The following is a 22635-nucleotide window of genomic DNA, read 5'->3' as shown; positions in this document are numbered from 1 at the left end:
AGTTAATTTTGAGTCATGAGGGAAGAGGTCTACTTTAAGCTTAGGGAGAGTGTGGAGAGGTACTTCAGGGAGGCAGAGGAGGGAGGGTTCAGCTACAAGCGCGTTCAGTGGGAGCTGGACAACCTGATTTATCCGTACATAGGCAGCTTCCTTGCGAGCGGCGAGATCAGCAGGGAGCAGGCTGAGGAGCTCTTCAGGATGTGTGAGGAGAGGCTGAGGGCCCTTAAGGAACCTTTATAAACTAACGCTCGAAAGCTCTTCTGTGAAGGTCTACATAGTCTACAACCTCGGCCAGTACAACCACCTCATCCACAGAACCCTCAGGGATCTGGGTGTGGAGAGCAGGCTGATAGACAACACGACCCCGCCTGAGGAGATAGATGCTGACGGACTGGTCATCGGCGGAGGGCCGAGCATAGAGAAGTCCGGGAGGAGTGTTGAGTACGTAAAGGAGCTTGACATACCGATCCTCGGCATATGCCTCGGACACCACATAATCGCCAAGGCCTACGGCGGTGAGGTTGGAAGGGGCAGCGTTGGTGGGTACGCGGAGGTTGAGGTGACGGTTCTCGACGAGGACGAGATCTTCAGGGGATTTCCGGAAAAGATCAGGGTGTGGGCCAGCCACATGGACGAGGTCAAGCAGATGCCCGAAAACTTCGAGCTTCTTGCAACGTCAGATGTTTGCAGGGTCGAGGCGATGAGGCACAGGGAAAAGCCAATTTTTGGGGTTCAGTGGCATCCCGAGGTCTACCACAGCCAGTACGGAGAGGAGGTTTACAGAAACTTCATTGAAATATGCAGGAGATAGATGAAGAAGACCGTAGTTTTGAGCGCCACCCTGCTACCCCTGATGATCTCCAGCGGAATGGTGTACTCTGTTCTGCCCATATACATCTCAGAGGAGCTGGGGGCGAGCAGGACTGAGGTCGGCGGTATATTCACGCTCGGGGCGACGGTTGGCCTGATAACTGCCTACGTTCTCGGGAAGATCGCCGACAGGCTTGGCAGGAAGCCGCTAATTCTCCTCGCCCAGTGCGGATTCGCCTTTGTCATGCTCTCCTACTCCCTAATAAGCGACAAGAGCTACGCCTACTTCATTCAGGTCTTCGAGGGTCTGTCGTGGACGATGCTCGGCGTCTCAGCTCCGGCGTTAATAGCCGACATAACCGAGAAGGGTGAGAGAGGAGAGGCGATGGGGATCTACTCCACAAGCTGGAGCATGGGGTGGGTTCTCGGCCCCATAACAGGTGGACTGCTCTCAGACCTCTACGGCTTCAGGTTCATGCTCAGAGCCTCGTTCATCATGCTCGTTTTCGGCCTTATTGCGAGCTACCTCGTTCTGAGGAGGATTGAAGAATGATGTTCTGCCTGTATCCGCATGCAGGGCATTTACTGCCATCAAGGTTGATTCTCCTGACGTAGAAACCCTCCCTCTCTATTAAGAGCTCTCCGCAGTTCGGGCAGTACGTGCTCTCGTACTTGTGCCCCCACACGTTTCCGATGTAAACGTACTCAATTCCCGCGTTTCTCGCAATCTCGCACGCCCTCTCGAGGGTTCTTACCGGTGTTGGTGGAACGTCGAGCATTTTGAAGTCCGGGTGGAAGCGGGAGAAGTGGACGGGGATTCTTTTATCTACGCCCGCAACCCACTCTGCGAAGTTTCTGAGCTCCTCCTCGCTGTCGTTTTTGCCCGGAATGACGAGGTAGGTTATCTCCACGAAAACACCCTTTCTGTTCAGGTGCTCCACGCACTCCAGCACCCTGTCGAGCTTCGCTCTGCAGATCTTCCTGTAGAACTCCTCACTGAACGCCTTCACGTCCACGTTTGCGGCATCGAGAACATCGAACTGCTCAATCGCCTCGTGGCTCATGTACCCGTTGGTCACGTAGGTGACGTAGTAGCCGTGCTTTTTCACGAGCTTGCTGGCATCCAGATAGAACTCGTGGCTTATCGCCGGCTCGTTGTACGTCCAGCTCACTCCATCTGCGGAGGAGCTTCTGACCATCTCCAGCACGTCCTCGGGGCTGAGCTCTCTCAGGTACGGGTAGTCAAGGCCGGCGAAGCTTATCTCATGGTTCTGGCAGTGGTCGCAGCGAAAGTTGCAGCTCACGCTTCCGAAGGACAGAGCTTTGCTGCCGGGCATGAAGTTGTGGAAGGGCTTCTTCTCTATTGGGTCGAGGTTTATTGCCGAGACGAGGCCGTAGTTGTAAACCACAAGCTTTCCACCCTCGTTCTTCCTGACCCTGCAGATCCCCCACTGCCCCTCCTTCAGCCTGCAGTAGTGCATGCATGTTCTGCACTTCACCACTCCATTCTCTTTCTCGTATAGGTAAGATTCTACCATCATTCCATTACAACTCTCCCTCAGCCTTCTTCAGCTTTATGGTGAACACCGCTCCTCTTGGCTCATTCTCCGAGACCCGTATCTCTCCTCCGTACTTCTCAACGAGCTTTTTGACAATGTAGAGCCCGAGGCCGGTTCCGGAGGTGCTGAACCCCTCCTCGAATATCCTGTCCCTTATCTGGGGTGGAATTCCCTTTCCGTAGTCAGCTACCCCCACAACCACCCACTCGCCCTCATCCCTCACCTCGAACTCGACCCTCTCCGTTCCGCCGTGCCTTATGGCGTTGCTGACGAGGTTCTCGAATACGGAGAATATCCCGCTGTCGGCCAGCACGACTCCGTCTCCTTTAAGCTCCCACTCCACGTCGAACTTCGACATGACCTCGTCGATGACCTCCGAAACCCTGAACCCGGAGAGCTCCGTTTCTCTCAAAGCTTCCTCTACATTTTTGAGTCTTTCAATCGCGTCAACTGCCTGATCGACCCTTGTGACGATTCTCTCACACATCTTGCAGCCCTCGCAGTGGCCGAGCTCGGCGAATCCCCTTATGACCGTGAGGTCGTTTAGAACGTCATGCCTGAGAATCCTGTTGACCACCCTCAGATTCTCGCTGACCCTCCTGAGCTCCTTCTCCCTCCTCTCTATCTCCTCCAGAGCCTCGTTTATTGAATCTGCGAGAACCCTTATCTCGTCATCTCCGGTCAGAAAGATCCTCTCTCCCGTGTAGTACCCCCTCTCCTTGATGTTCCTCATGAAATTCCCCAGTATCTCCACCCTCCTCGTGACGTTCCTGTCTATGGCGGTTGAGGTGATCAGGATTGCCGCGAAGGTTATGAAGGCTGAGATCACGAGTCCGGTGTAGAACGACTTCGTCACGAGCGGGTGGATGGTGTTGACGAAGGCGAGCCTGAAGTATCCTACAGTCTCTCCCGAAGCGCTTCTCACCTCGTAGTAGCTGCTGATCTCACCCCTCCTCTCCCTCTTTTCCCTCAGAAACTCCAGAACGTCCACGCCAACGAGCTCCCTGATCCTCTCGAGCTCTGAGGGACTGAGTATCTCGACCGTGGCTACGTAGCCCACAAAGTCTCCGTGGTAGTAGACGGGGTACGAGGCGAACATGTAAACCCAGCTGCCGACCAGAAACCCCCTCCTTAGCTCCCCGCGGGTGAAAGCTTCGCGGGCTATCTCCCTGCACTCGTTCTCGAAGCTCGAGTCATCGACGAGCGCAGCCTTGATAATCTTCACGACCTCCCCTCGCTCGTTGCAGAGTATTATGTACTCCACGTCGTGCACCTTCGCTATCTCGAACAGCTTCGTGCTCGACTCGGCATTTCCAGATGCGAGAATGGCAGTTTCGACGAGCTGCTTGTACTTGTCCTCGAGCAGCTTTTCGAACACCTGCACCCTCTCATCTATCCTCATCCTGTAGTTCTCCTCGGTCGTCTGGGACATCAGGGTGGTGACAAGAATGGCAAGTAGGATGAAAAACACGGTGAACGCGAGGGTTATCACCATCGTCATTTTCAGTTTGATTGACATTATTTCACCCATTATAATAATGATGCATCTATACTTACACTACCTGTGTTCACCAACCCTTAAAGCTTTTTCCTTAACATTGTTAACTTTCCGGTAAGTGTTTTAATTCCCCCTGAAAGAGATGCTGGTGTATGAAAATACTCGTCACGAACGATGATGGTCTCTACTCTCCCGGCCTAAGGGCATGCTACGAGGCTCTCAGGGAGCTTGGAGAGGTGTTTGTCGTAACGCCAGCAGTCCAGAAGAGCGGGGTGGGGAGAAGCATATCGATAATGGAGCCCATAAGGGTCAGCGAGGTCAGGGTCAACGGGATGGAGCTGTACGCTGTTGATGGCACGCCAACAGATGCCGTCATAATTGGAATTCACGAGATAATTGGGGAGCTCCCGGATCTCGTGGTTTCGGGAATAAATCTGGGCGAAAATCTCTCGACAGAGGCTGTGACCACGTCCGGTACGGTTGGTGCAGCTCTTGAAGCTGCAACACAGGGCAGCAAGGCCATAGCGATAAGCCTCGAGATGAAAGATGTCTACAAGTTCGAGTCATTTTTCGCCCCCGCGGACTTCTCAAACGCGAAGCTTGTGCTGGAGAAGCTCGCGAGGAGGGTGCTGGAGAAAGGGCTGCCGGATGGAGTCGATGTGCTCAACGTCAACGTTCCGGAGAGGTGGAACGGGAAGTATGCGTTCACGAGGCTCACCAGAAGGCTTTATAAGACAAGGATAGATACGAGGTTCGACCCCCGGGGCAGGAAGTACTACTGGATTGATGGTGTGGAGGAGGAGAACGCCGAGGAGGGCACTGATCTGCATGCGATAAGGAGCGGATACGTCTCCATAACTCCAATCTGCCTCGACATGACGTCCCGGGTTGACTTCAGTCTGCTTGAGAGGTGGTTCAATGATTGAGAAGGTTAACTGCGCTAAAAAGGCTATCGAGCTCGTTGAGGACGGGATGATAATCGGGCTGGGCAGCGGAACCACCGTCAGGGTGTTCGTGGAAATGCTCGCGGAAAGGGTGAGGGAGGGCATGGATGTTGCTGTCGTCCCGTCATCAATCGACTCCCACATGCTTGCCGTGGAGCACGGCATCAGGGTTGTGAGCCTGCTCGAGCATCCCGAGCCTGACGTGTGCGTAGACGGTGCGGATCAGGTCGACAGGGACTTCAACCTCATCAAGGGTGGTGGCGGAGCTTTGACGAGGGAGAAGATCGTGGCTTCGGCTTCAAAGAAATTTTACGTGATCGTCGACGAGTCAAAGATGGTTGACAGGCTGAGCATGCCCGTGCCAGTTGAGGTTCTCGAGTTTGCCTACGGCTTTGTTAGGAAGAGGCTGGCCGATCTGGGTTACGTTCTGAAGCTCAGAGAGGGAAAGGGCAAGCTTAGACCTGTCATCTCAGACAACGGAAACCTGATAGCCGATGTGGACGCTGGGGTGATCGAGAGTCCGGAGGAGGTCGAAGGTGCATTGAGGATCCCCGGAATTGTGGAGAACGGGATATTTCTGGCGGAGATGGTTGACGGGGTTGTTGTGGGAAGGAAGGACGGGGCTGAGGTGCTGAGGAGGTAGCTCATTATACTTTTTTACGGTGTTATTTGCCGTGAGCAGCAACCGGAAACAATTGGGGCCATCTTCATCGCCAGAAATGCATAAATATCCATAAATAACTCTATAATTTATGGAGTATTATCCAAGAATAATAGAGTTAAAATTGGAGAAGTGGTTAAAGAGAAGAGAGGTAATACTCCTAAAGGGTCCGAGGCAGGCTGGAAAGACCACTCTCTTTCTGCATCTCATGGAAAGAATGGGTGGTAATTACATCACTCTTGAAGATGAGGAAATGCTCAGGACATTTGAAGAAAATCCCAAAGCTCTCGTAAAGAGGTTCGGAAAAGTTCTATTCATCGATGAAGCCCAGTACTGCAAAAAGGCCGGGAAGGTGATAAAACTTCTCTTCGACCTTCACCCCGACCTGAAACTCTTTGTAACGGGTTCGGGTTCATTTGACATAAAGGTCGAGGTGGGAAAGTATCTGGTCGGAAGGGCAGTGTATTTTGAACTTCTCCCTTTGAATTTTGAGGAGTTTCTACTTTGGAAGGCGAGAGATTTGGTGAGCATCTTCAGAGATCAGAGAGAGATGGTTTTTGATTTTCTTAGGGGAGAGGACGTTCGTCCAGAGTCATCCTTCGAGCAAGAATTCCGAGAATTGCTTGATGAGTATGTTGTTTTTGGAGGGTTTCCGGCGATCGTCAAGGAAGATGATGTTGAGATCAAACAAGAGCTGCTCAGAAACCTTTACATGACATATTTGGAAAAGGATGTCTTCTTCTTCCTGAACGTACGGCACCTCGAGAAGTTCAGGAACTTGATGAAATCGCTGAGCTTTATGGTTGGTGAAATGCTACAATATTCGAGCCTGAGTTCTGACCTAAAAATGGATTTTAGAACTTTGGAGAGCTACATAGACATCCTTAGAAACACCTACATCGTTGGTCTCTTACCACCTTTCCACAGAAATCTCGTGACTGAGATAAAGAAGGCAAAGAAAGTTTACTTTTCAGATACTGGTCTGAGAAATGCTGTGCTTGGGGACTTCTCACCACTGGCCAGCAGAACGGATAAGGGCAAGTTGCTGGAGAACTTCGTGCTGAATGAGTTAAGGAGCTACGGGGAAGTGAGGTACTGGAGAACGACGGGGAAAGCGGAAGTGGACTTCATCCTGAAATTTGAGAACAAGATAGTTCCTGTGGAGGTGAAATCCTTCGGTAGGGTGAAGAGGAGTTTCCTGAGCTTTCTTAGAGCTTACCATCCCGAGAGAGCACTGGTCTTAACGGAAAACGACTTTGGTGTTAAGAAGATAGGAGGTGCGGATGTTCTGTTTGTTCCGCACTGGTTCGTGTGAGTGGTTATACCGGTGGTGAATGAAAAACTAAATTAAGCCCTCAATGTTTTCCACAACCATGAAGCTCGTGACCTGTGGCCTGCCTTACGCTAACGGTAAAGCCCATATCGGCCACCTCAGGACTTACATTCCTGCCGACGTTTACGTCAGGTATCAGAGGCTCAAGGGGGAGGATGTGGTCTTCGTCTGCGGGAGCGACAGCCATGGAACGCCCATAGTTGTGAACGCGGAGCAGCAGGGCTTAAAGCCGAAGGAGCTCGTTGACATCTACCACAATCACTTTCAAAAGGTTTTTGAGGCGCTCGACATAAACTTCGACTTCTACGGCAGGACTGACAGCGATTATCACCACAAGAGGACGAGGGAGATCGTGGAGAGGCTGCTCGAGAACGGATACATCTACCCGAAGGAGATCGAGCTCGCCTACTGCCCCAACTGCGACAGGTTCCTGCCCGACAGGTATGTGGAGGGAATCTGCCCCTACTGCGGAGCCCTTGCGAGGGGCGATGAGTGCGATCAAGGGTGCGGGAGGCATCTGGAGCCGGGAGAGATTCTGCAGCCCAAGTGCAAGATCTGCGGCACACCGGCGGTCTTCAAGAAGCAGAAGCACTACTACTTCAGGCTTACGGCGTTCAAGGACTTTCTCGAGGAATACATATCCAACCTGAGGGGTACGGAGAACGCGCTGAACTATGCGAGGGAGTGGGTGAGGGGCGAGCTGAAGGACTGGTGCATCACGAGGAACTTGGAATGGGGCGTGAAGTTCCCGGGAGACGAGAATCTGGTCGTTTACGTCTGGGTTGACGCGCCGATAGGCTACATAAGCTTCACCGAAAAGGCGTGCGAGAGGCTTGGCAAGAACTGGAGGGAGATATGGATTGATGGGAAAGCTGAGATCGTCCATTTCATCGGACTCGACATAGTCTACCACCACTGCATATTCTGGCCCGCGATGCTGAAGGGTGCCGGTTATGCTTTGCCGAATGCCGTTGTTGCGAGCGGGATGGTGAAGATTGAGGGCAAGAAGTTCTCCAAGAGCAGGGGATATGTGGTCTGGGTCGAGGAGGACTACCTGAAGGCGGGATTCAGCCCCGATTACCTGAGGTACTACATAGTCAACTACACCTCCCACCAGAAGGATCTCAACTTCTCATGGCACGTGTTCAAGGAGAAGGTGAACAACGAGCTGATCGCGACCCTCGGCAACTTCGTCTACAGGGTGCTCCACTTCGCATGGAAGAACTTCGGGGAGGTCAGGATGGAGGTCGATGGAGAGGTCATCGAGCAGATCAGGCTCGCAAAGGAGAAGATAGAGGACGCCATAGAGAGGTGGGAGTTCAAGGAGGCGAGCGATGCGTTCATGGAGCTCGCAAGCTTTGGAAACAGCTACTTCCAGTCCGCGAGGCCGTGGGATCTGATCAAGGAGGATGAGAACGCAGCAAGGGATGTCATAGCCTCAGCACTCGCGATCGTGAGGGCACTGGCTATCCTCGCGTATCCTGTACTTCCGAGGGCAATGAGCAGGGTTGCTGAGACCATCGGCCTCGACCTGGAGTCTGCAACGCTCGAATCCGCTCTCGAGGTTCCAGACGTCATAAGGGTGTCAAAGCCGAAGGTTCCCTTTGAGAAGATAGACGACAAGCAGGTCGAGGAGCTTGAGAGAATAATGATGGAGCGTGTTAGGGAAGCGGAGAGGAAGGAGAAGGGTGAGGAGAGCGGTGGAGAAGGTGAAGAGGAAGGTGGTAGCGTGGATGAGCGGATAAGCATTGAGGAGTTTGCGAGGCTGGACATAAGGGTCGGAAAGATCCTGAAGGCCAAGAAGATCAAGGGAAGTAAGAAGCTCATGAGGCTCGAGGTTGATATTGGGGATGATGTGAGGCAGATCGTTGCGGGGATAGCCGAGGCGTACAGGGAGGATGAGCTGGAGGGGAGGCTCGTTGTGGTTCTGACCAACATAAAGCCGGCAAAGCTCATGGGTGTTGAGAGCAACGGAATGATCCTCGCTGCAGACGTTGACGGAAAGCCCATCCTGCTGGAGCCGGAAAAGCCAGTGGAGCCGGGGGCGAAGGTGAGATGAGGGTAAGGGCGAGCATGGACGACTTCAGAAGGTGGCTCGAGGAGAGGGGCTACAGGGAGAGAATGGGAAACGCGGGATTCGAGGCCTTCCTGAACTCCGGCTTTCCCGCCCTCTTTTTCAGCAACTCCCAGCTGCTCTTCGCGTTCATATACTCAAACCTCGGTCTGCAGTCCGAGAGGGTGAACGAGAGAGTTAGATTCGAGCTGGCGAAGAGGATAAGCGCGATTTTTATGGAGAGGGACTACATGGAGATCGAGTTCAGCGAATGAGCCTCATGAGCGGGTACCTCTTCTCCTCATCCCACTCCAGCACTCCTGTGACCTTCTCACCCTCCACCTCCACCTCGACCCTCGCCTGCAGCATCTCTCCGTCGAGAGAGCAGTAGTTAAAGCCCGAGAGCTTCTCCTTCAGCTTCTCCCTGTTTATCCTGACCTCTGCACTAACAACGTATGGCTGGAGCATCACGCAGCTCTCCATGGCCTTCTCGAGAATTTCGGCGTTCTTAAGGCTTACAGGCGCTCCGATGAACTGGTGGAAGAGCGCGCCGAGCTTTATTCCAACCTCGAAGGCGGCAACCTCCTTCATGGCTGAAGTCTGGAAAAAGGTTATTTCACACTTTTGACCACTTGCGTTATGCGAAACGTCAGGGTTGCGATGACGATAGCCGGGAGCGACAGCATTGGCGGGGCGGGAATTCAGGCTGATCTGAAAGCGTTTGCGGCATTCGGAGTTTACGGCACCTCAGCCATAACGGCCATAACCGCCCAGAACACGTTTGGGGTCTCCAAGTCTGTCATCCTGTCAGGAGATATGGTTTACGAGCAGATAAAGGCGGTTGCTGAGGATTCTGGCATTGACGCTGCAAAGACGGGGATGCTCGGTAATGCCGAGGTTATCGAGGCGGTTGCGAGGACTGTCGATGACTTTGGCTTCCCTCTCGTCGTCGATCCGGTTATGGTTGCGAAGAGCGGTGCGAGGCTACTTAGCAGCAACGCGGTCGAGGCGCTGAAGAGAGTATTGATTCCCAGAGCGACCCTCGTCACCCCGAACCTCGACGAGGTGAGGGTGCTCACAGGCTTTGAGGTCTCGGATGTTGGGGACATGGAGCGGGCCGCTGTGGCAATTGCTGATGAGACTGGTTGCAATGCCGTCCTTGTGAAGGGCGGTCATCTCGGTGGAGGCAAGGCTGTGGATGTTCTCTATGATGGAGAGAGGTTCCACAGGCTCGAGAGTCCAGCTCATCAGGGCTGCTTCCACGGAACTGGCTGTTCGCTTTCAGCAGCAATAGCGGCAAACCTCGCACTCGGGAGGGACTTGCTTGAGGCTGTGAAGGCAGCGAAGGAGTTCATAAGTGCCGGCATTGAGTACGCGGTGAGGGCGGGGAGGAACTGCGACTCCGTGAACGCCATTGCGATTCTGGAGAGGGATGCGATCGCCTGGAGGATGCTTGCGGAGATGAAAGCAGAGGTTTCGAAGCTTTTGAGGCTTGACGGGCTTGAGAGGCTGATTCCGGAGGTAGGAATGAACCTCGCCTATGCCATGCCTCCCCTTTACGCGAGGACAGAGAACGACGTCATCGCGGTGGATGGAAGGGTCACGAGGGGAATTGCGGGGCCGGTCTGCTCGGGCAGGTTTGAGTTCGGTGCCTCAAAACATCTGGCAAGAGCTGTTCTTACCTACATGCGCTTCTTCCCGGATTACAGGGCGGTTGTGAACCTCAGGTTCAGCGAGGAGCTTGTTGAACTGCTCTCCGGCAGGTTTGTGGTGTCGAGCTACGACAGGCGAGAGGAGCCGGAGGAGGTGAAGAGGAGGGAGGGGGCAACGATCCCGTGGGGAATCGAGAGCGCGATAAGGAGGGCGGGCAGGAGGCCGGACGTGATATACCACAGGGGTGATCTGGGGAAGGAGCCCATGGTGCTGCTGTTTGAGAGGAGCCCGGCCAGAATCGTGAACGCTCTTGTAGAAATTCTGAGGGAGTATTAAGCTTTATTAACTGTTAACACCCATCGCTACTCAATTTTTTCCGGAACAAATCGCAAATGTTAATAATTATCCATTCAGAAGTTTCCGCGGAGGTAATAAGCATGGCGCAGGATGTGAAAATTATCGACCTGACGCTTAGGGATGGGCATCAGTCCCTTGCCGCGACGAGGATGAGAACGAGGGACATGATACCGATCCTCGAGCTCATCGACGAGGCGGGCTTCTACAGCATCGAGATGTGGGGTGGGGCGACTTTTGACGTGATGCACCGCTTCCTCAACGAGAACCCGTGGGAGAGGATAAGGACGGTGAGGAAGTACGTAAAGGACACGCACTGCCAGATGCTCCTGAGGGGGCAGAACCTTGTTGGCTACAGGCACTATCCTGATGACGTTGTGGAGAAGTTCGTTCAGAAGGCGTGTGAGAACGGAATCTCATTCTTCAGGATCTTCGACGCGCTTAACGACGTCAGAAACCTCGAGACGTCAATAAAGGCTGCTAAGAAGTATGGGGCGGAGCACGTGCAGGGATCGATCTGCTACGTCATCTCCCCCGTCCACACGATCGAGAAGTACGTGGAGACTGCAAATGAGCTCGCCGCTCTGGATGTTGATTCAATAGTCATAAAGGACATGGCGGGACTGCTGTCCCCGAAGGCTGTCTACGATCTTGTGAAGGCCCTCAAGAAGGAGGTCGGCCTGCCTGTGAACGTTCACTCTCACTACACCAGCGGAATGGCCACGATGGTCATGCTCAAGGCCGTTGAGGCCGGGGCGGACATGATCGACACGGCAATGTCTCCATGGGCCACGGGCACATCCCACCCTCCAACAGAGTCGCTCGTCTACGCGCTCGAGGAGCTGGGGTTCAAGACAGGCGTGAACATGGACGTGCTGATGGAGATACGGAAGCACGCGCTCAAGCTCAGGGAGAAGTATGCAGGATACATCAAGATGCTCTCCACGATCCCTGACACAAGGGTGTTGAGGTACCAGATTCCGGGAGGGATGTTCTCCAACATGCTCTCACAGCTTGAGGAGCAGAACGCCCTCGACAAGCTCGAGCAGGTTCTCGAGGAGGTGCCGAGGGTTCAGGCCGATCTCGGCTACCCGCCCCTTGTCACACCAACGAGCCAGATAGTTGGAGTGCAGGCCGTGCTTAACGTGCTCTTCGGCAGGTACAAGATGGTCACCAAGGAGACCAAGGATCTGGTGAGGGGGATGTATGGCAGGACTCCAGCCCCGATAAAGGAGGAGATCGTGAAGCTGATCCTCGGAGATGAGAGGCCGATAACTGAGAGACCCGCGGACCTTCTCGAGCCCGAGTTCGAGAAGAGGAGGCAGGAACTAATCGAGGCTGGAATAGAGAACCCGAGCGATGAGGATGTGCTGATATATGCCCTATTCCCGCAGACAGGGCTCAGGTTCCTTAAGGGGGAGGTTGAGGAGGAGCCGTTCCCATCTCCGGCGGGAGAGGTCAGGGGAGAGTTCACGGTCGAGGTTGATGGGAGGAAGTACAGGGTGAAGGTTGGAGAGTAACAAACACAAATTTTTTATCATGATATTTTTTCGCCTTTTTTGTTTGCGCACCTCATAATCATCAGGGCATGCTGGCCGTTGGCCCGGTAACTGTTTGGAGCATCACAGGTTACTGCATGTTCTGGAGATTGGTCTGACGGGCCATTTCATCCCGATTCTCAGTGGAAAATAGCAAAAGGTTTAAATATGCAATTTGATTAATAAAAACAAGGTGGCGGCGGAGTTGGGACTGTCGAGCTTAGCTTCGCCGCCAGTCGACAGTAGAGTATATATATCTGAAAGAAAAAGGAAAAGTGCGTATAAAAAGGAGGTAGAGAGAGTATGAGTAGGGTATGGAAAGTAGGAATAGCGGTTTTAGCGACACTACTGGTAGCAATGGCTACAGTGAATGCAACATCCATTAGTGCAACTGACGAAAATGTGCTATACGGAGATCCCATCGAGATTAATGTGGTTATAAACACTACAGGGACATATACTTTAACTGTTAAGAACCTTGGAACTGGTTCTACGGAAGTCTTAGAGGTGTTCAACACACAAGGTATTTTCACGAGGACCTATGATACTGAGGAAAAAGGTTGGTACCCTGGAAAATACTATTTCAGTCTTAGCAATGGTACTTCGGAGATAAGCAGCGTTACTGTGAATGTCACAATGGGTGAACCATATGTCGTCGTCACTCTTGGAAGCAACACGGTAGCAAACGGCGATGCGCTTACATATAATCTGGAAACCTACTACCACTATAACATCACCAACATAGCAGCGTGGGTCACCGGTCCATTCACTAATGGGTCTAACGGTCTGTACTTTAATGACTCGACGAGCAGTTGGTCAGTTATCTACATGAACCTTAGTAACAACAGCTACTCTAGCATTGCAAACAACTATGCAATAAAGTTTACCGATTTGGTAATTGACACTTCGTTGTTCCCTAACAAAACGCTTGATGCAGCATATACGCTGAACGTCAGGGTTAATGCGTCAGATGGTTCAACGAAGACTGTGAGTTTATTGTTCAGGGTCGAGTCGCTCACTCTTGATGTGACTCCTGAAGCAAATGAGGTCGCAAGAGGTGCTAGCATTGATGTAGTCATCAGAACTAATGTTGCAGATACTGGCTCACCGGCTGACATTAGTGGGCCGAACAAAGTAATGTATGAATTTGCGGGTACATATAATTCAACTGGTATCAAGTATGTTGACGTCTCAGAAGGTGAGGCGACTATAACTCTCAGTCCAGAGCTGAGTTGGAAGACTGGCACTTACACGCTTACAGTCACAGTAAACACGACTGCTTCAATCAACAAGACCGTTGAGGTAGACATCGAGGTTGTTAATCCAAGTTTAACGATAACTCCTGACAAGACAACAGCTGCAAGAGGTGAAACAGTGTCTATAACTGGGACCACTAACTTACCTGAGGGCATTGAACTGAGGCTTAACACAAGTGGCCTGACTGGAAATCAGACGGCATACGTTGATGCAGAAGGAAAGTTCAGCTTTGAGTTTGACGTGCCGCTTAGCGCGGATCTCAAGACTTACACGATAAAAGTGATTGCTGTTGGATACGATGTTGAAGACAGCTTTTCACTAAAAGTCGTAAGACAGGGCGTTAAGGCTGAAGTTAGCAGTGCATCAGTACTCATTGGTGGCTCTCTTGAAGTGAATTTGACAAAGACTGAAGGTGTTACAGTGTATGTCTACGCATCGAAGGATGGTGTGTTCAAGAATGTTATTAAGATTCCGAGCCTGACTACTAAGATAACTAACCTTAACACGTTGAACACAACGGATAACTCTTTGACCCTTGAAGTTGAACCGGATGCACAACTCGGGACCTATACAGTGTACTTCTTCGCGCCAGCAAGTTCTAGTGAGATTGATCCGATAAAAGACCCACAAGATGTGCTCTATATAACAGTAAGGGATATCTCGTTCACTGATGTGCCAACTGAAGTTAATTTGGTTAGAGGTGGCTCAGTAGTTGTTACAATTAAGGCAGATGTACCTAAAGAGAACTTTGGAAATCTAAGTGTTACCTTCAGCGGAAATGGGGTGTTTACTGATATCAGTAAAAACTCAAATAGAGCTTACACGGATGAAGATGAAGATACTGGTGAGGTAGGAGTTTACAAGATCACGTTGTATGGTAAGGTAGACAGTGCAACTCTTGAAATGGCTGACGATGGCGATAAGATGCTCGCCACCGGCACGTACACGCTCAAGGTCTCCCTGATGAGGGGCACCACAGTTGTCGACACCAAGACCATCGTGGTCAACGTTGTCAACCCGCAGATCGAGGTCACCGTACCTGATCAGGTGCTCAAGGGTGACGAGATCACCGTGACGATCTCGTCCAACAGGGCTGAGGACTACACCGGCTTCTACGTCTTCCTCGAGACACCGAACCAGGTCTACGTGCAGAACCCGATAACAGATGCCAACGGCACTGCGGTGGCGATATTCCAGACCTACGGCCTTGACTATGGAACCTACAAGATCTACGTGAGGGACACGATGACCACTGGAGTCAACACAACTAATCTCCAGAAGTTCTACAACCTCGACCCGGCTGACTCAACTGCCAAACAGATCGGATTTGCCGATGACATACTGTTCGGACCATTCGAGGTCAGCGTCGTGAAGGAGCTTGCACCGACACCAACCCCAACGCCTGAGGAGACCCCGACACCAACCCCGACACCAACCGCAACCCCGACGCCAACCCCGACCAAGACCCCAACACCCACGCCAACACCGGTAGAGACCAAGGAGGAGACCCCGACACCGGCGCCAACCAAGACCACTGAGGAGAAGAAGGAAGGACCTGGCTTCGAGGCAGTGTTCGCCGTTGCAGGACTGCTTGCAGTAGCCTACCTCCTCAGGAGGAGGCAGTGAACCAAATTTTTCCCCTTTTTTCTTTATTTGATTCGAAACGCGATTCTGTGCTGTTTGCTGAAGAACTCTTTCTGAGACGATTCTGCTGCATGCTCACCAAACCTTAAAATATCCTTCCGGGAATGCTAAGTTGATGTCGGAGAAGAAGTCTGAAGGAAGGTTCATGATCAAGAGGTCTGGTTTTCCCTCGAAGGGTGAGATCGTCATCGGCACGGTTACGAGGGTCATGGACTTTGGAGCCTTTGTGAGCCTCGACGAGTACGAGAACAAGGAGGGCATGGTTCACATAAGCGAGGTTGCGCCGGGCTGGATCAAGGACATAAGGGACTACGTCAAGAAGGGGCAGAAGGTTGTGTGCAAGGTTCTGGACATCAACCCCAAGAGGGGGCACATCGACCTGAGCATCAAGGATGTGAACGAGAGGCAGAGGAGGGAGAAGCTTCAGGAGTGGAAGAGCGAGCTTAGAGCATTTAAGTGGCTCGAAATTGCAGGTGAGAAGGCCGGAGTTAGCAGAGAGGAGCTTGAGAAGATCGGAAAGAAGCTCATGAAGAAGTACGACAGCATCTACGCCGTGTTTGAGGACGTGGCTTACGAGGGCTACGAGGTCATAGCCAAAATCACCGGAGAGGAGCTTGCGAAGCAGATCGCTGAGCTTGCGAGGGAGCATATCAAGCCATCCAAGGTCAAGGTGAGGGGCTACTTCGAGCTCAAGTCCTTCGCTGGAGATGGAGTTGAGAGGATAAAGAAAGCTTTGTCTGTGGTGAGCAAGTTCGCCAAGGACGACGTCGGCATTGAGGTGGAGTACGTGGGCGCGCCGAAGTACAGGATAGTCATCGAGAGCGAGGACTACAAGACTGCCGAGACCGTGCTGAAGAAGGTTGTGGATGAGGTAATAAAGACGATGAGGAAGCTTGGTGGCGAGGCCAACTTCATAAGAGAGGCAGTCTGAGATGAAGTCCAGAATCAGGAAGTGCTGCAGTTGTGCGCGCTACACGCTGAGCGAAGTCTGCCCAGCGTGTGGTGGGAAAACGTACATGCCAATTCCACCGCGCTTCTCCCCGGAGGATCCGTACGGGAAGTACAGGAGGATGCTGAGGAAGCAAAAGGGGTTCTGGATCAGGAGGTGTGAGAACGAATGATGGATAGGGTGGATATAAGGTACCTGAGGAGACCAGAGGAGGTCGGACTTGAGAGTCCGGTGATGATCGAGGGGCTTCCGGGAATAGGCCATGTGGGGAAGCTTGTGGCTGATCACCTCGTTAAGGTTCTTGAGGTCGAGAAGGTTGTTGAGCTCTACTCCCACCACTTCCCCCCTCAGGTGATGGTTGACGAGAACGGGATGATCAAGCTCCCCAAGAACGAGGTTTACGCCTACAAGAGCGATGGAGACTCCCCGGACTTGCTAATTCTGGTTGGAGATTACCAGAGCATAAGCAACGAGGGGCACTTCGAGCTCGCGAACGCATACTTAAAGATAGCCAAGGACTTCGGAGTCAGCAGGATCTACACCCTCGGTGGCTACGGGGTTGGGAAGCTGATAGAGGAGCCGTACGTGATTGGGGCAGTCAACGATGAGTCTCTCGTGGCAGAACTCAAGGAGGCTGGGGTCAAGTTCGAGAACGGAGAGCCCGCTGGCGGGATAATCGGTGCAGCCGGTCTCATAATCGGCTTTGCGATGCTTGAGGGCATCCCGTCTGCCTGTCTTATGGGCACCACTTCAGGCTACATGGTCGATCCGAAGAGCGCGAAGGTCGTGCTTGAGGTTCTGATGAAGCTGCTGAAGCTTGAGGTGAGCACGGAGGATCTCGAGGAGAGGGCCAAGGAGATGGAGAAGCTGATAGCCCAGATAAAGGAGATGCAGGAGGCACAGACGGTGCAGTTCAAGAGCGACGAGGATCTGGCATACTTCAGGTAGAGATGAGGTGCGGCGACTGCTACTACTTCATACCCGACCACGGCAGCGCGGGGATGTGCTCGGCGAGCAACACGGACAAGGTGTGCGCGCCGGGAGGGTGTACAGGGCTGCCGTTTAAGCGAGTCTTTGCTCACGACACGGCCTGCAGCCACTTCAGGAAGAAGGATTAGCGCCTGAAGATTTTTTCAATGAATTCCCTTTCTTTTCTAAGCTCGTCCACCTTCTTTCCGTAGTCCATGTATCCGTATCCGAGGTCGTCGAGCTCCACTGTGACCATACCCTCGTAACCTGCGTCTTTTAGCATCGCGAGCACGTCCCTCACCTTGCCATTATTCCTCGCCGCCACATGCCTTCCTCTCTCGTCATACCCGCTAACGTGTACGTTCTCGATCAGATCAAGCGCCTGAACGTATCTGTCAGCATCTCCATTCTTGAGGGCGTGGTTCACGTCGAATGTAATCCCGAAGCCAAACCTCTCCGCACACTCTAAAACTTCGTCAAAGTCCCTGCACAGGTAGTTGATTCTCGGCTCGCTGTTCTCGAGGAGCAGCCTCGTTCCCTTGATCTCCGCATACCTCGACAGAATCCTGAAGTACCTCTCGTTTGCCTCGTAATCTTCTCTGACCGGCTCCCTCGCCGCACTCCTCTTTCCCGCGTGTATCGTCATGCTTACTCCAAGCTTTGCCGCCACGCTAACTGCGTGCAGGTTCGTTTTCAGCGTCACCTCTGCCACCTCGTGGTTGACGCTGCACGGGTTGAGGTCGAGGACGGCGCAGTGAACGGACTTTACCCATTCCCTGATCGACTCGGCCTTTCCGTAATCCATGTCTATCCAGTAGTGGGGCGTTTCGATCCAGAACTCAATCCCGTCGTATCCCGCGAGCCTGCAGGCTCTGGCTATCTTCTCGACCGGGTACTCGTATAGGAACATGGATGAGAATAATATCATGCGATCATCTCCGTGAACAGCCTCTCTCTCTCCACAAGCCTCCTCATCACATCTTCCTCATCCCCGCCAGAGGCGAGGACACTCACGAGAGGATCATCCTTCCTGTACCTCGCGCCCCTCACCGGGATGTCTGCGAAGAAGGGGTTTCCAATGGGGCTGCTGCCGATTTTCACATCTCTGTCCGCGAACACAACCGCCCTGCCGGCGAACCTCCTCACCCTGCAGTCGGAGAGCTTTCCCTCAACAGCATTAACGTGCATCCTGAAGAGGTTGCAGTCGCACGCCCACTCTATGGAGTCAAGGCTGCCCTGAAAGCGTGGGTTTATCTCGAGAACGTACGGCTTGTCGGCGAGTATGAAGTCCACTCCCACGTTTCCTGTCAGCTCGAAGTACAGGACGAGCTCTTCAGCTATGCTGACCATCTGTCTTGCCGCATCACTCTTGAACGGGGTGATGTTCCCGCAGTACCTGAAACCGGTGGCGTTGAACTCCTCAAGCCCCACAAGCATCCTGTTCACTGCAATCCCTTTCGCCTCCTCTCCCGTTGAGATCACGGAAACTGAGCAGGGGGTGCCGGGGATGTACCTCTGCAGGATGAACCCCTTTTCCCTTCTCTCTCCGATCCTGACCTCCTCTCCACCGCCACCCTTCTCGGGCTTGAGAATCCCCCTCTCTCCATCGCTGAGAAGCTCCGGATAGTCTATGCCGATTCTGTCGAGCTCCGCGTAGAACCACCTCTTGTTCACAACTCTCTCGACACTTTTCCCCTGAAACTCCTCGTAGCCTGAGGCCCATATGATCTCGGCTTCCAAGCTCTCCGAGAGCTCTAACGCCCTCTTCCTTACCCACTCTCCACTCTCATCCTCTATCCTGAAAACCTGCTTCGCGTATAGCCTCAGATCAGCATCCGCGTGCTTCGTCAGAACGTAAACCTCGTATCCGGCCTTCCTTGCTGATTCCGCAACGTTTCTGACGTTGCTGCCCACTATGAGGTATCTTTTTCCCTCCATTCCCTGATTATCCTCCTGATGACGTCCTCTTCCTCGCTCCTGTATATCTCGTCCATCCTCCCCTCACCGGAGACGCTCAGTCCCCTGAAGACGACCGCCGGGATCCCCTCCCCGCCCTCGCCCATCAGGAGGTTGGCGAAGGCTGCGATCTCGTCAGCCACGCACTCCACTGTTACTTCAAGCTCTCTTCCGTAGATGTCCCTCTCACCCCTCCAGTCCCTCATGGCCTTAACGCCTGCGATGCCCACGGCAAAGCCAACTACGCCCTTCCTGAAGCACCTTCCGTTGGTGTCAGTAACTACCACTCCAACACTCTTGCCACTCGCCTCGGCAATCTCGTTTCTTATCCTCTCCGCCGATCCGTCCGGGTTTTCGGGGGGGAGCAGGATGTATCCCTCTCTCACATTCGACGTGTCGATCCCGGCGTTTATGCAGACGTTCCCGAACCTTGCCTTCGTCAAAAGAATGGGGAATTCTATCAGAACCTCCTCGCTCTCGTCCAGCACGGCCTGAACGAGTCTTGCGTCCTTGCCGAGCCTCTCGGCGATCCTGATCGCCTCTGCAGTGGGAGTTATCTCGTCTATTCTCCTGAACCTCCCCTCGGCCTTTGAGACTACTGTGGAGCATACCGCTACGACATCTCCATCCTCGAAGCTGAAGTGGGATGAGAGGAGCTCGCCCAAGCGATCTCCCTCTTTCACCTCCGGAATTCCTGTTACCGGGAACACCCGGATCATAGCCTCTCTCTGAGGTAGGCGAATATCTCCGCCATCATCTCGTCTGCATCCGGCATTATCTGGCCTGCTCCCTGAGCGAGGTCTTTCCTGCCACCTCCACCTCCCTTGGAGAGCCTGCCGGCGATCTTTATCAGATCCCTCGCATCCACCCTCTCGTCACCGCTGAATGCGACCATCTTCACCCCGTTGTAGTCCGAGAAAAGCACCCCCACGTATCCGTTCTTCGCAAGCTGGATGCCGATCTTGGCGAGCATGTCCGGGGAGACATTCACGACCTCTACCACGATTTTGACGTCCTCGAACTCCTCGGCCTTTTCTGCAAGGCTTTCAGCCCTCATGCCCGCTATCTCCTCCTGAAGCTTCTCTATGGTCTTCTTCTGCTCCTTCCACTCGTCGAAGAACCTCTGCACGGTCTTGGGAAGGATGTCGGGCTGAACCCTGAGTATGGAGCTCGCCTCCCTGAGCAGCGCCTCCTCCTTTGCTATCTGCTCCAGAGCTGCCTCGCCTGCAGCGTACTCGAACCTCAGCACGCCGTCCTGTATCGACTCCACCTTGAGGATCTTGAACACGCCAATCTCTCCGGTCTTCTCGCAGTGCGTGCCTCCGCAGGCCTGCACGTCATCTCCGACTCTCACGATCCTTATCTCTCTGCCCGGGGGAACTCCGCCCTGATACAGCCTGAACCCGTACTTCTGCTCGGCCTTTATCCTGTCCATGAACTCCCACGTGATGTCCTTGTTGGCCATAATCTCTCTGTTGACCTCCAGCTCGATCTCCCTGATCTCGTCCTCGCTGAGCTTCTTGTAGTGGGTGACGTCAAGCCTCGCCTTGTCCCACTCCTTCCTCGCTCCAGCCTGCCACACATGCTTTCCGAGCTTCTTCTGCAGGACGTGGATCAGCAGGTGGGTTGCGGAGTGGTGCCTCATGTGCCTGAACCTTCTCTCCCTGTCCACGACACCCCTTACCTCCGCTCCAACCGGGACATCTCCCTTGACCCTGTGGATAACGACTCCGTTCTCCTCAATCACATCCACCACATCCACCTTCCTGCCATCGAACTCCAGAAATCCGGTGTCGTTGTCCTGACCGCCGCTCTCGGGGTAGAACGCGGTTCTGTCGAGGATGACATAGCCCTTCTCGAATCCGATCACTCTTGCGGTGAACTCAAGGAGCTTGGAGTTGTAGTAGAGCTTCTCAGTCGCCGGATACTCCTTTTCCAGAATCCTCTCCTTCTCCTTCCTCTCTGCTCTCGAGTGCCTGCTCGCGAGCTCTGCGTAGAAGTCCTCCGGGATCTCAACCTCGACGTTCTTCGACCTCGCCACCTCCACCACGGTTTCGGGAGGAATTCCGTGGGAGTCGTAGAACTCGATCAGATCTTCCTTCTCGATCCGCTTCTTCTTCTCTATCGTCCTCTCAACCAGAGAGAGACCCTTGCTCATCGTGTCCCTGTACCTCCTCTCCTCGAGCTCCAGAATTTCCTGAATCGTCTCCATCGGCACGTCAAAGCTGAACTCCTTCAGGAGCTTCCTGTGGAGGCTGACAAGGTCGAACAGCTTCAGCCTGAGCTCGAGCTCCTCTGCCATTCTGAGGCTCCTTCTTATCATCAGCCTTGCCAGATACCCCGAGCCTGCGTTGGACGGAACGAGCGCGTCTCCGAGCATGAAAAGTATGGCCCTCGTGTGGTCTGCGAGGGCGTAAACCTTCTCGAGCGGCACAACAATTCTTTCGAGCTCCTCCACGGTAATTCCGAACCTGTCGGCAATGCTCTTCCTTAGCTCCAGCAGCCTCTCTCCTCTCAGCTCTCCCATAACTCCCGCGAGCTTCGAGCTCTCGGCGATTATTTCCCTGACCTTCTCGTCGTCCTTTGAGAAGGATATGTTGCTGTTGGCCATTATCTCGTCCACAACCTCCCCGAATATTGCGTCGTAGACTGTTGGCGTTCCCTGCGAAGCCCAGACGAACCTCTCGAGCCCGTATCCAGTGTCGACGATGTAGTTGTCCATTTTCCTGTACCTGACGCCCTTGATCTCTATGTCTCCCTCGGGATGCTCCTCGAGGTTCATGAAGACGAGCGTGGCAACCTCCAATCCCCCAACTATCGCCTCGAGGCACGGGCCTGCGTTACCTCCACCTGCCCACGGCTCCTCCTTGTAGACTATGTTCTCCTTCCTCACTCCAAGCTCGTTCAGCAGCTCCGTGCAATACTTCACGGTCTCGTTCTTCCAATATATTTCCTCATTCGGATAGTTGAATGCGTGGTGGGCCATCATCTCGAAAAGCGTGAGGTGTCTCCCCGTTCTCCCAACAGAGTCGAGATCGTCCATCCTTATGCATGGCTGGGAGATTGTGAGGGGATTAGCGGGAGGAGGCGCAACCCCAGCTGTGACGAAGGGCTGGAAGTCCGCTATGCTGGCAATCGTCAGGTATATGTCGTCCCTCCACCTCGCCACGACCGGATAGCGTTCTATCCTCTTGTGCCCCCTCTTCTCGAAGAATGACAGGTAGTACTCTCTCATCTCTCCGAGGGTGAACTTTCTGTTGAAAACCGGGTTTCCTATGAACTTGTACGTGTCGCACGGAGGGTCTCCGCACACCTCCCTGCTCTCGTCAGCAGTCCAGAAGTACTTGCCGCACTTCGGGCACTTCTTTCTGACGAATCCGTTTTCCGTCAGGTAAGTGATGTCGAGATACTCCTTCTCCAGACTCATCAGAAATAGGGAAGAAAGGAGGGATATAAT

Annotated in this window: 22 protein-coding genes; 15 read left to right on the top strand and 7 right to left on the bottom strand. The window is 53.4% G+C overall.

Annotated features, from left to right (window positions below):
- The first annotated feature begins 15 nt into the window (after window positions 1-15).
- From GAH_RS00695 to GAH_RS00685, 3 genes are read left to right on the top strand one after another with little or no spacing between them, the layout of a single operon-like run.
- Window positions 16-240, top strand: coding sequence for a hypothetical protein (locus tag GAH_RS00695; protein ID WP_048094230.1), 225 nt, complete (start codon window positions 16-18; stop codon window positions 238-240).
- Between the two features lie 22 nt (window positions 241-262).
- Complete coding sequence (locus GAH_RS00690) at window positions 263-811, top strand: GMP synthase subunit A (protein ID WP_048094229.1); 549 nt, start codon at window positions 263-265, stop codon at window positions 809-811.
- Window positions 812-1363: an MFS transporter gene (locus GAH_RS00685; RefSeq protein WP_048094228.1), complete on the top strand. Its 552-nt coding sequence runs from the start codon at window positions 812-814 to the stop codon at window positions 1361-1363.
- On the opposite strand, the gene amrS is transcribed toward GAH_RS00685, so the two are convergent.
- Complete coding sequence (amrS, locus tag GAH_RS00680; protein ID WP_048094227.1) at window positions 1323-2351, bottom strand: AmmeMemoRadiSam system radical SAM enzyme; 1029 nt, start codon at window positions 2349-2351, stop codon at window positions 1323-1325. The genes GAH_RS00685 and amrS overlap by 41 nt on opposite strands.
- Window positions 2352-2355: 4 nt before the next feature.
- Window positions 2356-3888, bottom strand: a complete 1533-nt coding sequence (locus GAH_RS10240; RefSeq protein WP_169745328.1) for a sensor histidine kinase — start codon at window positions 3886-3888, stop codon at window positions 2356-2358.
- A 131-nt stretch (window positions 3889-4019) separates the two neighbouring features.
- On the opposite strand from GAH_RS10240, the gene surE reads away from it, so the two are divergent.
- The 5 genes from surE (at window position 4020) to GAH_RS00650 (ending at window position 9133) form a co-directional block, all read left to right on the top strand.
- Complete coding sequence (gene surE / locus GAH_RS00670; RefSeq protein WP_048094226.1) at window positions 4020-4793, top strand: 5'/3'-nucleotidase SurE; 774 nt, start codon at window positions 4020-4022, stop codon at window positions 4791-4793.
- Complete coding sequence (gene rpiA / locus GAH_RS00665) at window positions 4786-5454, top strand: ribose-5-phosphate isomerase RpiA (protein ID WP_048094225.1); 669 nt, start codon at window positions 4786-4788, stop codon at window positions 5452-5454. Before surE ends, rpiA begins: the two co-directional genes overlap by 8 nt.
- Before the next feature lie 109 nt (window positions 5455-5563).
- Window positions 5564-6787: an ATP-binding protein gene (locus tag GAH_RS00660; RefSeq protein WP_048094224.1), complete on the top strand. Its 1224-nt coding sequence runs from the start codon at window positions 5564-5566 to the stop codon at window positions 6785-6787.
- A gap of 58 nt (window positions 6788-6845) precedes the next feature.
- The gene (metG, locus tag GAH_RS00655; protein WP_048096602.1) at window positions 6846-8864 is read left to right on the top strand and encodes a methionine--tRNA ligase; all 2019 of its coding nucleotides are present in this window, start codon (window positions 6846-6848) and stop codon (window positions 8862-8864) included.
- Window positions 8861-9133, top strand: coding sequence for a hypothetical protein (locus GAH_RS00650; protein ID WP_048094223.1), 273 nt, complete (start codon window positions 8861-8863; stop codon window positions 9131-9133). Before metG ends, GAH_RS00650 begins: the two co-directional genes overlap by 4 nt.
- Here GAH_RS00650 and GAH_RS00645 read toward each other — a convergent pair.
- On the bottom strand, window positions 9123-9449 hold the full coding sequence (locus tag GAH_RS00645) for a dihydroneopterin aldolase family protein (RefSeq protein WP_048094222.1): 327 nt from the start codon (window positions 9447-9449) through the stop codon (window positions 9123-9125). The genes GAH_RS00650 and GAH_RS00645 overlap by 11 nt on opposite strands.
- A gap of 48 nt (window positions 9450-9497) precedes the next feature.
- Between GAH_RS00645 and GAH_RS00640 the strand changes: the two genes are divergently transcribed.
- From GAH_RS00640 to GAH_RS10610, 7 genes are all read left to right on the top strand, one after another.
- A complete protein-coding gene (locus GAH_RS00640; protein WP_048094221.1) occupies window positions 9498-10847 on the top strand; it encodes a bifunctional hydroxymethylpyrimidine kinase/phosphomethylpyrimidine kinase in 1350 nt (449 codons plus the stop codon).
- 101 nt (window positions 10848-10948) lie between these two features.
- Window positions 10949-12385, top strand: coding sequence for a pyruvate carboxylase subunit B (locus GAH_RS00635; RefSeq protein WP_048094220.1), 1437 nt, complete (start codon window positions 10949-10951; stop codon window positions 12383-12385).
- A 321-nt stretch (window positions 12386-12706) separates the two neighbouring features.
- Entirely contained in the window at window positions 12707-15286 is a 2580-nt protein-coding gene (locus tag GAH_RS10915) for a PGF-CTERM sorting domain-containing protein (RefSeq protein WP_048094219.1), read from the top strand.
- Between the two features lie 133 nt (window positions 15287-15419).
- Window positions 15420-16235 (top strand): translation initiation factor IF-2 subunit alpha, encoded by an 816-nt coding sequence (locus GAH_RS00625; RefSeq protein WP_048094218.1) that lies wholly within the window; start codon window positions 15420-15422, stop codon window positions 16233-16235.
- A 1-nt stretch (window position 16236) separates the two neighbouring features.
- Entirely contained in the window at window positions 16237-16425 is a 189-nt protein-coding gene (locus GAH_RS00620) for an RNA-protein complex protein Nop10 (protein ID WP_048094217.1), read from the top strand.
- Window positions 16422-17201, top strand: a complete 780-nt coding sequence (locus tag GAH_RS00615; RefSeq protein ID WP_048094216.1) for a proteasome assembly chaperone family protein — start codon at window positions 16422-16424, stop codon at window positions 17199-17201. The genes GAH_RS00620 and GAH_RS00615 overlap by 4 nt, the downstream gene beginning before the upstream one ends.
- A gap of 2 nt (window positions 17202-17203) precedes the next feature.
- Window positions 17204-17371: a hypothetical protein gene (locus GAH_RS10610; protein ID WP_156967339.1), complete on the top strand. Its 168-nt coding sequence runs from the start codon at window positions 17204-17206 to the stop codon at window positions 17369-17371.
- Here the strand turns inward: GAH_RS10610 and GAH_RS00610 are convergent.
- From GAH_RS00610 to alaS, 4 genes are read right to left on the bottom strand one after another with little or no spacing between them, the layout of a single operon-like run.
- Window positions 17368-18150: a sugar phosphate isomerase/epimerase family protein gene (locus GAH_RS00610; RefSeq protein ID WP_048094215.1), complete on the bottom strand. Its 783-nt coding sequence runs from the start codon at window positions 18148-18150 to the stop codon at window positions 17368-17370. The two genes, GAH_RS10610 and GAH_RS00610, sit on opposite strands and share 4 nt — an antisense overlap.
- Entirely contained in the window at window positions 18147-19160 is a 1014-nt protein-coding gene (locus GAH_RS00605) for an ATP-grasp domain-containing protein (protein WP_048094214.1), read from the bottom strand. Before GAH_RS00605 ends, GAH_RS00610 begins: the two co-directional genes overlap by 4 nt.
- Window positions 19136-19897 (bottom strand): coenzyme F420-0:L-glutamate ligase, encoded by a 762-nt coding sequence (gene cofE, locus GAH_RS00600; protein WP_048094213.1) that lies wholly within the window; start codon window positions 19895-19897, stop codon window positions 19136-19138. Before cofE ends, GAH_RS00605 begins: the two co-directional genes overlap by 25 nt.
- Entirely contained in the window at window positions 19894-22605 is a 2712-nt protein-coding gene (gene alaS, locus GAH_RS00595) for an alanine--tRNA ligase (protein ID WP_048094212.1), read from the bottom strand. Before alaS ends, cofE begins: the two co-directional genes overlap by 4 nt.
- Between the last annotated feature and the right edge of the window lie 30 nt (window positions 22606-22635).

Source organism: Geoglobus ahangari, from assembly GCF_001006045.1.
Taxonomy (GTDB): Archaea; Halobacteriota; Archaeoglobi; order Archaeoglobales; family Archaeoglobaceae; genus Geoglobus; species Geoglobus ahangari.
This window is presented reverse-complemented; position numbering and strand designations above follow the sequence as displayed.